The sequence below is a fragment of the Acidimicrobiales bacterium genome (genome assembly GCA_036270875.1).
Classification (GTDB): domain Bacteria; phylum Actinomycetota; class Acidimicrobiia; order Acidimicrobiales; family AC-9; genus AC-9.
In genome coordinates this window covers 17,727-30,474 of sequence record DATBBR010000034.1, presented here as the reverse complement: position 1 = coordinate 30,474, position 12,748 = coordinate 17,727, and the positions used below count along the sequence as shown (strand labels likewise).

Genomic DNA, 12,748 nt, shown 5'->3' with positions numbered 1-12,748 from the left:
TGCTCGACCCTAGCGGTGAGGTGGTCAAGGTGCATCGGCGACAGGGACCGCGGCGCCTTGGGGCGCGCCTTCCAGCGCGAGGCGCCCTCGGGAACGGCGCACTCGCAGGCCGGCGCCCACCTCGCACGCCCGACCACCGCCGCGGGCGACGTCGAGGACGCGTTCCACGGCGTCAGCCGTGGGTGCGTAGGGACCGTCGCCCCGCAGCCAGGTACGCACGGCCCGACGGGCGAGCGCTGCAGGGGCACGAGCCAAGGCCCCTCCGTCGGTGGGGTCGAGGCCCGCGGCGAGGGAGTCGAGGTACTCGGCCTCGTCGGCCAGGAGCGCGGCCTGGCGGGTGAGCACGGGAATGACGTCGCGCTGCGCGACCTCGTCCAAGAGGGGCATCACCTCGTGGCGCACCCGGTTGCGGCGATGGGTGGGATCCGCGTTCGTCGGGTCCACCACCGGCGTGAGGCCGAGGTGCCGGCACACGGCCACGGTCTCGGCCCGGCGGAGGCGGAGAATCGGGTGTCGGCGCCCGAGGCGCATACCACCGAGGCCCCCGGCGGCGGCACCCCGCACGAGGTTCAGGACCATCGTCTCGGCCTGGTCGTCGGCCGTGTGCCCGGTCGCCACGTCGGCGGGCAGGACAGCGAGACGCGCCGCCCGGGCCCTGGCCTCGAGGTTGGGTCCAGGACTGAGCGCCAGCCGCTCGGCCCGGAACCTCGCCCCGAACCGGCGGGCGGCGTCCTCGACCACGCCGGCCTCGCCGGCCGACCCCGCACGCAGACCGTGGTCGACGTGGACCGCTGTCACCGCGCACCCGGCCTCGGTCGCCAGGGCCAGCAACCCCAGCGAGTCCGCTCCTCCCGAGACGGCGCAGCTGAGCGCCGACCCCGCCGGCGGGAAGGCACAGCGGCTGAGAAGGTCGGCGAGTATCGCGCTCACCCCGCCCTGACGCGGCGCATCCAGCTCGGCGGGTCGCGGATCTCGTCCAGAGTGGGGAGCGCGTCCGGCCCTCGCCAGGCCAGCCCCAGCAGCTCCGGCCCGCCCGCCGCCTCGACGGCCGCCACGAACCGCTCACCGTCCTCGTACTGGCGCATCTTGGCCTCGAGACCGATCAGCTGCTGGACCAGCCGGGCCGGTCCCCGCACCTGGCGCCGGCGCTCCCGCAGCACCCGGCTGAACCGCTCGGCGCTCGGGATCCGAGCCGCCCCGGCCCGGTCCATCGTCACGTCCCCATGGCCCTCGAGCAGGCTCATCAGGCCTTGGACCTGGCCCAGCACGGCGTGCTGCTCGGTCCCCATGACGAGACCCAGCAGTCCGCCGTCCGACAGGGGGTTGCGTCCCATCCGCACCTCGTCCGCCGCCCTCCTGAGGCCCTCGAGGAACCGGCGAGGGTCGGGATCCATGGCGCCGAGGGTCTGGTCCACGAGGGAGAGGAAGTGGGCCCGCATCCACGGGATGCCGGTGAACTGGGCCCGATGGGTCACCTCGTGCAGGGCGAGCCACAGGCGGAACTGACGGGGCGGGAACGAGAACCGCTTCTCGAGGCTGAGCACGTTGGGCCCGACGTAGTAGACGATGTCCTGCTCCTCGACGCGCTCGTCCTCGGCGAGGAGCAGGTCGTACTGGCCGAGCACCCTGGTGGACATCCACCCGAGCACCGTGCCCACCTGCACGCCGGCGGCGGCCCTGCTCACCGGGGCGATCGGGCTCGCCAGCAGGCGGGGGCCGAGCCGCTCGGTGACGGGCCGGAGCAGCCGCTGGAACGAGGCCACGTTGGCCCTGACCCATCCCGGACGGTCGGTCACCCGCGCCCGAGCCGGGCCCGCCAGCGAGCGCAGCCCCGTGGCCCGTGCGACCAGCTCCTCGGCCTCGACCGTCAGCTCCTCGAAATCCGGCTGGAGGGACGAGTAGTGGTAGGACTCGGCGAAAGGCTCTCGGCCGGCGACCCGAACGGCCACCCGCTCGGCCAGATCCCAGGACACGGCTTCAGTCACGGCATCTCCAGGCGCGGTACGGATCACGCCATCATGCACCCGCACCGGCCTCAACCTTGCATCATCAGGTCCGCCTGCCCGGCCGGCCCCTCGGGCTCGGCTGGTCCCCGCCGTCGACCGCTCGGGGATGGCAAGACGCCTCCGCCGACCCGGCGCGGTCGTCGATCAGGCGATCTTCTTGCCCCGGGTCCGGGGCACGGCCATGGGCTCGTGCTGATAGCAGAACTTGCCGTTGTTGTAGATCGATAGCTTCGTGGAGCACCCCTGCTCCCGGCATACCCTCCCTGCACCGAAGGAGCGCGACGGCCGATCGCTACCCGACAACGACGTCCCCCGTACCACACGTTCAGCCACGTCGGTGACAACGAACAGCCGAGCGGCGGTATTCCTCGCCCGCCCTAGGGGCGCTGGTCGACGTCCTGCTCGTGGCGCAGTGCCCACGCGACCCGCCCCCGCAGCGTCTCTGGTACGTGGTCGCGGCACTTGGCCGCCAGCATGTGGCGCAGGTCGGCCTCGAAGTCGAACGCTTCGAGGCAGGGATGACAGCTGTCCAGGTGTTGAGATATCTCCAAACGCTTCTCGCTGGTCAGCTCGCCATCGAGAAAATGGTAGAGGCGATGGACCGCCTCCCAACACTCATCGTGGTCCGCTTCAACCATCACCAACTCCCACGAATCGCTCCCTACGAATCATCATTCCCGATCACCTACGAGACCGCGTTCCATACCAAACTCAAGCAACGCTTTCTGGAGCGCCCTTCTTCCGCGGTGGAGTCGACTCATGACCGTACCGATGGGAATATCCAGGATGTCGGCGATCTCCCGGTACGAGAATCCCTCGACGTCGGCGAGCAGAACGGTGATCCGGAAGCTCTCCGGCAGCGACTCCAGCGCCTCCTTGACGTCGGTGTCGGTGAAATGGTCGAGGACCTCCTCCTCGGCGCTCCGGCCCGCCGTCGCCGCCTCCAGACCCCCCAGCCGGCGGTAGAGATAAAGATCTTCGACATCCTCGATCTCGGTCTGCTCGGGCCGCCGCCGCCGAGACCGATAGGCGTTGATGAACGTGTTGGTGAGGATCTTGTAGAGCCAGGCCTTGAGGTTAGTGCCCTGCTCGAAGCTCCCAAATGCCCGATAGGCCTTCAGGTACGTCTCCTGGACGAGGTCCTCGGCGTCGGCGGCGTTTCGGGTCATGCGCAGGGCGGCCGTATAGAGGGCAGGCATGAAGTCCATCGCCTGGTCGGCGAACGTCGCCTTGTCAGCCATGCCCTGCACAGTACCCCCCGTGAGCCGGCGATCCCCTCGAAACTCCCGCAGACCGCGAGAGCCGTGCCAGGGGCCTCTGTCCGGCGGCGGCCCGTAGCCGGCTACTGCCCGAACATCATCAGCCACTGCTCGGGCGTCTCCGGGCGGAAGACGTAGTTGAGCCGGCGGGTGTCGCCCATGGTGGCGGAGGGGTCGGCCGAATAGAGGTGGCCGGGGAAGAGGATCGTGTCGTCGGGAACTCTGGCCAGACGACGGGTGAGGCTGTCGTACATCGCCTCCGGGTCGCCGCCCGGCAGGTCCGTCCGGCCACAGCCCTCGAGGAAGAGCGTGTCCCCCGCGACCAGCCGGTTCTCCACCATGAAGCACTGGCTGCCGGGGGTGTGGCCAGGCGTGTGGAGGAGCGTCACACCCAGGTCGCCGACGTCGACGACGTCGCCGCTCTGGTGGTGCTCCAGGAGGTCGGCCACGCCCGTGGCCCGAGTCACCCAGGGCGCCTCGTCGGCCTGCACGTGCACCGGGACCTCCTTGTGCTCCAGCAGCTCGCGCAGGCCCTCGATGCCGTGGCCCATGAGGTCGCCACCCACGTGGTCGGGATGCCAGTGGGTCACGAGCGCGCCCGTCAGCCGCATGTCATCGGCGGCGAGCAGGTCGACCAGGTCACTCACGCCATAGGCGGGATCGACGACGACGGCGTCTCCGGTCTCCCGGTCGCCGATCAGGTACACGAAGTTCACCATCTGCCGGGCGACGAAGTCGGTGCGGGCGAAGTCTCGACCAGCGAGAAGCTGACGAAAGTACAGGCGGTCGCTCATGAGTCCCCGTGGTCCGTTCGGCTCGGGTCGGCCCAACATGCCGGCCCGAGGAGAGCAGGCACGATCGTAGGCGAGCGGGGCGCTCGCCCCGTCGCTCGAGCCCGGCCGGCGTCGAGCGCCGGCCAACAGCGGGTGAACTCTCCGGGACCGGGCAGGACGGGGCGCTCCTAGGGCGAACCTCGCGCTGTGGACGATCAGCTGTCCCGTCGGGCCCTGCTCCGGGGCATGGCGGCCGGCACGGGCCTCGCCCTCGCCGGGACGGTGCTCGGACGAACGGTGGGCCCAGCCTGGGGAGAGTCGCTGCGCCGTCCGGGCTCGCTGCCCTATCCGGCGCTGCCGCCCGGAACCGACACCCTCCCCAAGATCGAGCACATCGTCGTGCTCATGATGGAGAACCACTCCTACGACTGCTACCTCGGGATGCTGGGTCGAGGACCGGGCCAGCGGGCGAGGGGCGACGGCTTCCGGCTCGGGGCCGATGGCCAGCCCACGGCGACCTGCCCCGACAAGCAGGGCCGGCCTGTGCGCGCTTATCACTCCCCCACGACCTGCCAGGACCAGGGAGGCGTGAGCCAGAGCTGGGACGCCAGCCACATCTCGCTCGACGGTGGGCGCAACGACGGCTTCGTGCGAGCCTCCAGCAACCAGGCCATGGCCTACTGGACCGGAGCGGACCTGCCGTTCTATTACGGGCTGGCGAGCACGTTCCCGCTCTGCGACCGGTACTTCTGCTCCACGCTGTGCCAGACGTACCCCAACCGCCGATATCTCCTCGCTGGCACGTCGCTGGGAATGGTCGGCGACCCCTTCCCTTCGGTGACCGATCCGCGTCCTCCCAACGGGACCATCTTCGACCGGTTGAACGCCCACGGCATCAGCTGGAAGGACTACTTCGCCGACCTGCCGACCGCCGGGCTGTTTCCGTACCTGGTCGAGGACAATCCCGGCAAGGTCGTGCCCGTCGCCGAGTTCTTCGCCGACGCCGCCGCCGGCACGCTCCCCGCCTTCAGCATCGTGGATCCCGAGAGCTTCGAGGGATCGGAGGAGAACCCCCAGGACGTCACCGTCGGCGAGAGCTACGCGTCGTCGGTGATCAACGCGGTCCTCCACGGCCCGGGCTGGGAGAAGACTGTCCTTGTCTTCACCTACGACGAGCACGGCGGTTACTACGACCACGTCCCGCCGCCTCGGGCCGTGCCTCCCGATGGTGTGCCGCCCCAAATCACCGTGCCGCCGGACCAGCCGGGAGGCTTCGACCGCTACGGGTTCAGGGTGCCGGCCGTGATCGTGTCGCCGTGGGCCAGGCGGGACTACGTGTCGTCGGTCGTGCACGACCACACGTCGATCCTCAAGCTGGTCGAGACCAAGTGGAACCTTCCCGCCCTCACCTACCGGGACGCCAACGCCAGCAACCTGCTCGACTGCCTGGAGCTCTCGGCCCGCCGCCCGCCGTTCGCCGCACCACCAGAGCTGCCCGCAGCGCGGCTGTCATCGGGAGCCGTCGGCTGCGTGGCCAAGAACCCGCCCATCCCGTGATGTCGGCGGCGCCGCGGCGCGCCGGCGGCGGCAGCACCGCCGCCCCAACGCCGCTACTTCATCCCTGGTAGCAGCAGGCGGAGGAGGCGACGACCGAACCTGCTCTCGGACTTGAGCTGCTCGATCTCCTGATCGATCTGGCGGCGCTCGTCCTCGTTCGACGTCTGCTCGCGTAGCTGGCGGAGATGGCGGAGCCGGTCCTCCGCCCACTTGCCGCCGTTGATGATCTGCGGCATGTGCCGAAGCTTAGGCGAAAGTGCCCCTTGGCTGGATCAGGGCGCAGCGCGCGCGTCCAGCGCAGACGGTAGCGTCGCCGTTGGTGATCGAACGGTCGGAGTTCGGGAGGACGGGCCACCAGAGCAGCCGGGTCATCTTCGGAGCGGCAGCGCTGTGGCGGATGAGCCAGGAGCGGGCGGACGAGCTGCTCCCCATCCTGCTGGATGCCGGCGTGAACCACCTCGACGTGGCCGCCGCGTACGGCGATGCCGAGCTGCGGCTGGCGCCGTGGCTCGCTGAGCACCGCAGCGACTTCTTCCTCGCCACCAAGACGGGCGACCGGGTCGGGACCGATGCCCGAGCCAGCCTCGAGCGCTCGCTAGAGCGACTGGGGGTCGACCAGCTCGACCTGATCCAGCTCCACAACCTGGTGGAGGAGGACGAGTGGCAGGTCGCGCACGGCCCCGGCGGCGCCGTCGAGGCCCTCGAACAGGCCCGGCGGGAGGGCCTGGTCCGCTTCATCGGGGTGACCGGGCACGGCCTGCGGATCGCCCGCATGCACCTCCGCAGCCTCGAGCGCTTCGACTTCGACTCCGTGCTCTTCCCCTACAACTTCTCCTTGCTGGCCGACGGCGCCTACCGGGCGGACGTCGACGAGCTGCTCGCCGTGTGCAGCGAGCGCCGCATCGCGGCCCAGACCATCAAGTCGGTCGCCCGGCGGCGGTGGGTAGACGACGGGCAGCCGCGGTTCAGCTGGTACGAGCCCCTGCCGGCCGGCCCGGCGCTGGAACGCGCCGTGCACTACGTCCTGGCCCACCCGCAGCTCTTCCTCAACACGTCGAGCGATGCCCGCCTGCTGCGGCCGATCCTCGAGGCGGCGGCGGCTCCGGTCCGTCCCCCATCGGATGCCCAGCTGCGCGACGACTGGGCCACCGAGGGCGTGGAACCGCTGTTCGACGGCTTCTCACTCGAACGAATCTGAGCGCTCGCGTCGCGTCGCCCCCACCTCGACTATCGGCGCACGTCCTCGGTCGCGGGGGCCCCGGCGTCGAGCGCGGCCTCGTGCTCGGGGCGGGAGAGGGAAGATGGCCACCAGTTCCACCGGCCCAGCAAGGCCACGGCCGAGGGCACCAGCAACGTTCGCACGATGAACGAGTCCATGAGGATGCCGAGGGCGAGGCCGACGCCGATGGCCCGCAGCTGGCTCCCGTTGGAGCCGCTCCCGGCGGAGAGGGCGAGCACGGCGAAGGTCCCGGCCAGGACCAGGCCGGCCGACGTGACGGTCGTACCGGTGGCGCCGAGGGCCTCGGTGATGGCGTGGCGCAGCGGAAGATCCTGGGCCTCCTCCCGGATCCTCGTCATGACGAGGATGTTGTAGTCCTCCCCGAGGGCCAGCAGGAAGATGAACATCAAGAAGGGCAGGAAGAAGATGAGACCAGAGTCGCCGGACAGGTCGATGAAGATGATGACGGCCAGTCCGAGGGCGGCCAGGTAGGACAGGACGACACTGAGGATGAGATAGAGGGGGGCGAGCAGGCTGCGCAGCACCAGGGCCAGGAGCACGGCGATGATGGCCACGGCGACGGGGATGATGGTCCTGAGGTCGCTGCTCGACACCGAGCTGATGTCGTAGGAGGCCGGTGCGATGCCGGCCACCCCGCTGGCGGTCGCACCAGCGGCGCGGGCGGCCTGGGTGACCGCGGCGCGCATGGCGGGTACCTGCTTGAGCGCCGCCGTGGTCTGCGGGTCGCCGGCGGTCAGCGACGCGTTGATCAGCACCGTCCTGCCGTCGGTGCTGATCAGCTGCGACGCCGCCCGGTAGGCGTTGTAGGTGGTCGCTGGCACACCGAGCCCCGGCGGCGCGATCGCCGGTAGGGCCTGCACCGGGCCGAGCGTGGCGTGCAGGTTGGCCAGCTGGGTCGGGGTGAGCGCGGTCCCGTTGGGGTTGAGCGGGGTGTCGAGGGACTTGAAGACCGAGGCGTGGCTCAGCTGGGACTGGAGGGTCGCGAGCGGGGTGGGATCGACCCACACGGAGGTCGCGAACTTGAACACCAGATCGGTGGGGTTCGCCGCCGCCTGCGGGAAGTGGGCGGCCAGGGCGGCGTTGCCCTGGGCCGAGTCGCTCGACGGCGGTGGCGTCTGGTTGCCGAAGCCGGAGGGCTTGTTGCCGAGCGCGGCCACGGCCAACAGACCGAGGACCACCACGCCGACGCCCAGCGTCACTCCAGGCCGCTCGACGACATGGCCGGCGATGCGTCCCCAGGTCCCGAAGCGATGAGGGCCGACCTTGGGCTTGGACGGCCAGAAGACGGCCCGCCCGAAGATGGCAAGCAGGGCGGGCAGCAGTGTCAGCCCGGCGACGAGCATGAGGGCGATGCCGATCGCCAGGGGTACGCCGAGACTCTGGTAGATGCCGAATGTCGCGAGCAGCAGGCTGAGCAGGGCGGCGATCACCGTGGCCGCCGAGAAGCTGATCGTCTCGCCCACCCGCGACACGGCTTTGACCACGGCGTCCTTGGGCGCGAGGCCTCCCTGGATCTCCTCCCGGACCCGGAAGACGAGGAAGAGCCCGTAGTCGGTCCCGGCACCGAGCACGAGGACGATGAGCAGGACCTGGGTGAACAACGAGACCTGCAGACCCGCCGTGGCCGCTTCCCCGATCAGGGGTCCGGCGATTGAGAAGACGATGATGGCGGGCAGCACCGTGAGGATGGGCGCCAGCACCGAGCGGAACACCAGGAACAGCAGGGCGAGGATGAAGACGATCGAGAACAGCTCGGTGCGGTTACCGGCGTTGTTCGAGGCGCTCTGGTTGTCCACCCCAGCCGCGATCTCCCCGGCCAGGTGGACACTGAGGCCGGGGGGAACGGGCTGGGCCCGGATGGCCGAGCGCAGCGCGTCGACCAGGGTCTTGTCGGCGTTCATCCCGCCCTGGAGGTTGGCGAGCACGCGAAGCTCGACGGCCTGGCCATCCGGTGACACCCCGACCAGTTGCACCGACTGCACTCCCGCCACCGCTCGGGCCGCGGCCTGGATCCGGGAGACGGCGGCCTGGTCGGCAACCGTGAGCTGCGACCCCGACCGCGAGGCCACGATCGGCACCGGGACCGAGTTGACCGGCTGGAACGGCGTGGCCAGCTTCGCAGCCTCGAGGCTCGGGGAGTTGGACGGCAGGAAGCTCTGGTTGTTGGCCTTGACCGCGCTGCCCAGAGTCGGCAGGGCGGCTCCCGCCAAGCCCGCGCCGACGATCCAGACGACGACGATCAGGTACCGGAACCTGACGGAGAAACGGCCTACCGCAGCGAGGAAGGTCAATGCCTACTCCAGAGGTGTTGAAATGTCGCCGTGCGACCAGTTGCACGCGGAGTACCGCCGATTGGGACGAAATGTAGCGGATCCGCCGGGCGCCGTTGCCCGCGGGCGCCCGTCGTGGCGATCCGCGGCCGCTGTCTCAGCTGAGTCCAGGCAGGCGCACGATCAGGGCGTCTCCCTGACCGCCGCCACCACACAGGGTCGCGGCGCCGTGCTCGACCCGACGGCGACGCATCTCGTGCACCAAGGTGACGAGCATCCGCGCGCCGGTCGAGCCCAGGGCGTGGCCCAACGCCACCGACCCCCCGTTGACGTTCACTCTGGCCTCGTCTGCGCCGAGCATGCGCGAAGCGTGCACTGCGATCGACGCGAAGGCCTCGTTGATCTCGATGAGCCCGAGGTCGTCGACCTGCAGGCCGGCCTTCTTGATCGCCCGCTCCAGGGCGATGGCGGGGACGGTGTGCAGGTACTCGAAGCGCTCGGCGCACATCCCGTGGGCCACGATCTCGGCCAGCGGCTCGATGCCGAGGGCCTGTGCGCGCTCGGCGCTCATCACCACGGTCGCTGCCGCCCCGTCGGACAGCTGTGAGGCGTTGCCGGCGGTGATCGTGCCCTTCGGCGTGAACGCGGGAGGCAGCCCGGCGAGTGATCGGCTCGTCGTGGCTGGACGGAATCCCTCGTCGCGCTCGACGAGGATCCTGTCGTCCGGCCCTGCTCGGACCGGGACACCGACGGTCTCTTCGACGTAGCGGCCCATGTCCCAGGCCTCGGCGGCCCGCCGGTGGGAGCGGGCCGCCCACTCGTCCTGGTCCTGGCGCGAGATAGCCAGGGCCGCGTTGACGTCGTCGGACGATTCGCCCATGTGCTGGCCGGTGAAGGTGGACCACAGCCCGTCGTGGATCATCGTGTCGACGAGCTGGGCATCGCCCATCCGCAGGCCCCACCGCCCGCGGGGCAGCACGTACGGCGCACCAGTCATCGACTCCATCCCGCCGGCCACGGCGACGTCGATCTCCCCTGCTCGGACGAGCTGGTCGGCGAGGGCGACCGCGGTCAGGCTGGACAGGCACACCTTGTTGAGGGTGATCGCCGGCACCTGCACGGGAACGCCGGCCGCGACGGCGGCCTGGCGGGCGGTGATCTGGCCCGCGCCCGCCTGCAGCACGTGACCCATCAGCACGTAGTCGAGATCAGCGGGCGCGACGCCGGCCCGCCTGACTGCCTCGGCGATGGCGACCGCCCCCAACTCGACCCCGGAGCAGCTCCGCAGAGCGGAGCCGAAGCGTCCGACGGGCGTCCTCACCGCCGACACGATCACCGAAGATGCCATCTGCTGCTCGCCCTTGCTCGGGCCCGTGCCCGTGGCCGGCCTCCGAGGCCGGCAATGGCGAGGCTAGCCTGAGCTGGTAGGCACCGCGGGGGGAGGGACTCGCCGATGGTGACGACACCGCTGGTCGTCATAGGAGCCGGACCATACGCCTTGTCGGCCGCCGCGTTCGCCCGCCGTCACGGCATCGAGACGGTCGTGCTCGGCAAGCCGATGAGCTTCTGGCGGGAGCACATGCCCGCGGGAATGTTCCTTCGCTCGGGACCCGACTGGCACCTCGACGCCGCCGGAGTGCACACCCTGGAGGCGTACCTGGAAGAGCGGGGGATCACCCCCAGTGACGTCGACCCGATCCCCGTCGGTGTGTTCCTGGACTACGCCGACTGGTTCCGGCACGCCGAGAAGATCGAGGTCCGCGACGACCTCGTGGCCGAGCTGACGACCCTCGACGGCCACTTCGAGGTCACCCTCGCCGGTGGCGATCGTCTCGCCGCCGACGCGGTGGTGGCCGCACCCGGCCTTTCCAACTTCGCCGCCAAGCCGGACTGGGCGGCCCCGTTGGCCGAGGACCACGGATCCCACACCTGCGACCTCGTCCGGTTCGACGAGCTCTCGGGGGCGCGGGTCCTCATCGTCGGCGGGCGGCAGAGCGCCTACGAGTGGGCGGCGTTGATCGGCGAGCAGGGGGCCGAGCGCGTCGACGTGGTCCACCGCCACGATGTACCGCACTTCGACCAGGTGAGCTGGCGGTTCGTCGACGCGTACGTCGACACCACGCTGCGGGTGCGGGGCTGGTGGCGCCACCTCGCGGCAGCCGAGCAGGATGCGATCTCCAGACGGTTCTGGGAGGTCGGGCGGTTGACCCTGGAGGCGTGGCTGGCTCCCCGGCTGAGCAACGTCAACGTGGTGCGCTGGCCCGGCGCGGAAGTCGTCGAGGCCGTGCCCACCGGCGACCAGGTCAAGGTCCGCCTGTCGAACGGCGAACGCCTGCTCGTCGACAAGGTCGTGCTCGCCACCGGCTACCGGGCCGCGCTGAGCAGAGTTCCCTACCTCGAAGGGGTCGTGAGCGACGTCGACACGGCCGAGGGCTTCCCCGTGCTGGACGAGAGCTTCGGCACCAGCGTGGCCGGCCTCTACCTGCCGGGGTTCGCCGCCACCAGGGACTTCGGCCCTTTCTTTGGCTTCGTGAAGGGAGCCCCGACGGCTGCGACGCTGATCGTTCAGGATCTCCTAGCTCGCGATTGAGCCTAGAAGTGGCCCAGCACAGGGTGCGCGACGTAGGGCTCCTCGAGCCGTTGCATCTCCTTGTCGCTCAGGTCGAGCTGCTCGCCGGCCAGCGCGTCCTCGAGGTGGCTGAGCTTGGTCGAGCCGACGATCGGCGCCGTCACGCCGGGGCGGTGGAGCAGCCAGGCCAGCGCGACCTGGGCCGAGGGCACGCCGCGCTCGCCGGCGATCTCCGCCACCCGATCGACCACGTCGAAGTCGGTGGGCTGGCTGTAGAGATAGTCGGTGAACGGGTCGGTCTCGGACCGGGTCGTGCGCTTCTCGCCCTCGCGGCTCCGGGTCCCGGCCAGCACGCCCCGAGCGAGGGGGCTCCAGGGAATGACCCCCACCCCCTGATCGAGGCACTGGGGAATCATCTCGCGTTCCTCCTCGCGATAGATGAGGTTGTAGTGGTTCTGCATGGACACGAACCTGGACCAGCCTCGGCGCTCCGCTGTGTGCTGGGCCTTGGCGAACTGCCAGGCGAACATGCTGCTGGCGCCGATGTACCTGGCCTTCCCGGCCTGGACGACATCGTGGAGAGCTTCCATCGTCTCCTCTATGGGCACCCGGGGATCCCAGCGGTGGATCTGGTACAGATCGACGTAGTCGAGGCCAAGGCGTCGAAGCGACGCGTCGATGGCCGACAGGATGTGCTTGCGAGAGAGGCCACCGCCGTTCTCGCCCGGGGTCATGGGCATGAACACCTTCGTGGCGATGACCGCCTCGTCCCGGCTCAGGTACTTCCCCACGAGCCGCCCGGTGGCGACCTCGCTGGCCCCGTTCGAGTAGGTGTCGGCGGTGTCGAAGAAGTTCACACCCCCGTCGATCGCGGTCCGCACGATCGGGTCGGCGGCGTCCTCGTCGATCACCCAGGGGCGGTCGCTGTCGTTCCCGAACCCCATCATGCCCAAGCAAACCCGTGACACCCGCAGACCCGTCGCCCCGAGATTCGCGTACCTCATCGAGCACCTCGCAGTCGTCCAGGCGTCCTCTGGCCCGGCAGTTCGACCCTATCTCCACCGCGGCCCGACG

At 70.2% G+C, this 12,748-nt stretch carries 13 protein-coding genes; 3 read left to right on the top strand and 10 right to left on the bottom strand.

Going from position 1 to position 12,748, the window contains the following annotated elements:
* Positions 1-24: 24 nt before the first annotated feature.
* From tilS to VH112_03855, 6 genes are all read right to left on the bottom strand, one after another.
* Positions 25-930 (bottom strand): tRNA lysidine(34) synthetase TilS, encoded by a 906-nt coding sequence (gene tilS, locus VH112_03880; GenBank protein ID HEX4539360.1) that lies wholly within the window; start codon positions 928-930, stop codon positions 25-27.
* Positions 927-1,985 carry a zinc-dependent metalloprotease gene (locus tag VH112_03875; GenBank protein ID HEX4539359.1) on the bottom strand — a complete coding sequence of 353 codons (1,059 nt, stop codon included), beginning with the start codon at positions 1,983-1,985 and terminating at the stop codon, positions 927-929. The genes tilS and VH112_03875 overlap by 4 nt, the downstream gene beginning before the upstream one ends.
* 165 nt (positions 1,986-2,150) lie before the next feature.
* Positions 2,151-2,339: a hypothetical protein gene (locus VH112_03870; protein HEX4539358.1), complete on the bottom strand. Its 189-nt coding sequence runs from the start codon at positions 2,337-2,339 to the stop codon at positions 2,151-2,153.
* A gap of 44 nt (positions 2,340-2,383) precedes the next feature.
* Positions 2,384-2,644, bottom strand: coding sequence for a mycothiol system anti-sigma-R factor (gene rsrA / locus VH112_03865; GenBank protein HEX4539357.1), 261 nt, complete (start codon positions 2,642-2,644; stop codon positions 2,384-2,386).
* A gap of 33 nt (positions 2,645-2,677) precedes the next feature.
* The gene (locus tag VH112_03860) at positions 2,678-3,247 is read right to left on the bottom strand and encodes a sigma-70 family RNA polymerase sigma factor (protein ID HEX4539356.1); all 570 of its coding nucleotides are present in this window, start codon (positions 3,245-3,247) and stop codon (positions 2,678-2,680) included.
* Positions 3,248-3,348: 101 nt separating this feature from the next.
* Entirely contained in the window at positions 3,349-4,059 is a 711-nt protein-coding gene (locus tag VH112_03855) for an MBL fold metallo-hydrolase (protein HEX4539355.1), read from the bottom strand.
* Positions 4,060-4,245: 186 nt separating this feature from the next.
* On the opposite strand from VH112_03855, the gene VH112_03850 reads away from it, so the two are divergent.
* The gene (locus VH112_03850; GenBank protein ID HEX4539354.1) at positions 4,246-5,595 is read left to right on the top strand and encodes an alkaline phosphatase family protein; all 1,350 of its coding nucleotides are present in this window, start codon (positions 4,246-4,248) and stop codon (positions 5,593-5,595) included.
* A gap of 53 nt (positions 5,596-5,648) precedes the next feature.
* Here VH112_03850 and VH112_03845 read toward each other — a convergent pair whose 3' ends face one another.
* Positions 5,649-5,831: a hypothetical protein gene (locus tag VH112_03845; GenBank protein ID HEX4539353.1), complete on the bottom strand. Its 183-nt coding sequence runs from the start codon at positions 5,829-5,831 to the stop codon at positions 5,649-5,651.
* Positions 5,832-5,914: 83 nt separating this feature from the next.
* On the opposite strand from VH112_03845, the gene VH112_03840 reads away from it, so the two are divergent.
* Complete coding sequence (locus VH112_03840) at positions 5,915-6,793, top strand: aldo/keto reductase (protein HEX4539352.1); 879 nt, start codon at positions 5,915-5,917, stop codon at positions 6,791-6,793.
* 29 nt (positions 6,794-6,822) lie between these two features.
* On the opposite strand, the gene VH112_03835 is transcribed toward VH112_03840, so the two are convergent.
* Both VH112_03835 and VH112_03830 read right to left on the bottom strand, forming a co-directional pair.
* On the bottom strand, positions 6,823-9,126 hold the full coding sequence (locus VH112_03835; protein HEX4539351.1) for an MMPL family transporter: 2,304 nt from the start codon (positions 9,124-9,126) through the stop codon (positions 6,823-6,825).
* 136 nt (positions 9,127-9,262) lie between these two features.
* Positions 9,263-10,453, bottom strand: a complete 1,191-nt coding sequence (locus VH112_03830; GenBank protein HEX4539350.1) for an acetyl-CoA C-acetyltransferase — start codon at positions 10,451-10,453, stop codon at positions 9,263-9,265.
* Between the two features lie 105 nt (positions 10,454-10,558).
* Between VH112_03830 and VH112_03825 the strand changes: the two genes are divergently transcribed.
* Entirely contained in the window at positions 10,559-11,695 is a 1,137-nt protein-coding gene (locus tag VH112_03825; protein HEX4539349.1) for an NAD(P)-binding domain-containing protein, read from the top strand.
* 2 nt (positions 11,696-11,697) lie between these two features.
* Here VH112_03825 and VH112_03820 read toward each other — a convergent pair whose 3' ends face one another.
* Positions 11,698-12,678, bottom strand: coding sequence for an aldo/keto reductase (locus VH112_03820; protein HEX4539348.1), 981 nt, complete (start codon positions 12,676-12,678; stop codon positions 11,698-11,700).
* Positions 12,679-12,748 lie beyond the last annotated feature (70 nt).

Coding starts and splice junctions, on each gene's coding strand:
- VH112_03825 (HEX4539349.1), top strand. CDS start 10,559: ATGGTGACGACACCGCTGGTCGTCATAGGAGCCGGACCATACGCCTTG.
- VH112_03855 (HEX4539355.1), bottom strand. CDS start 4,059: ATGAGCGACCGCCTGTACTTTCGTCAGCTTCTCGCTGGTCGAGACTTC.
- VH112_03860 (HEX4539356.1), bottom strand. CDS start 3,247: ATGGCTGACAAGGCGACGTTCGCCGACCAGGCGATGGACTTCATGCCT.
- rsrA (HEX4539357.1), bottom strand. CDS start 2,644: ATGGTTGAAGCGGACCACGATGAGTGTTGGGAGGCGGTCCATCGCCTC.
- VH112_03820 (HEX4539348.1), bottom strand. CDS start 12,678: ATGAGGTACGCGAATCTCGGGGCGACGGGTCTGCGGGTGTCACGGGTT.
- VH112_03830 (HEX4539350.1), bottom strand. CDS start 10,453: ATGGCATCTTCGGTGATCGTGTCGGCGGTGAGGACGCCCGTCGGACGC.
- VH112_03845 (HEX4539353.1), bottom strand. CDS start 5,831: ATGCCGCAGATCATCAACGGCGGCAAGTGGGCGGAGGACCGGCTCCGC.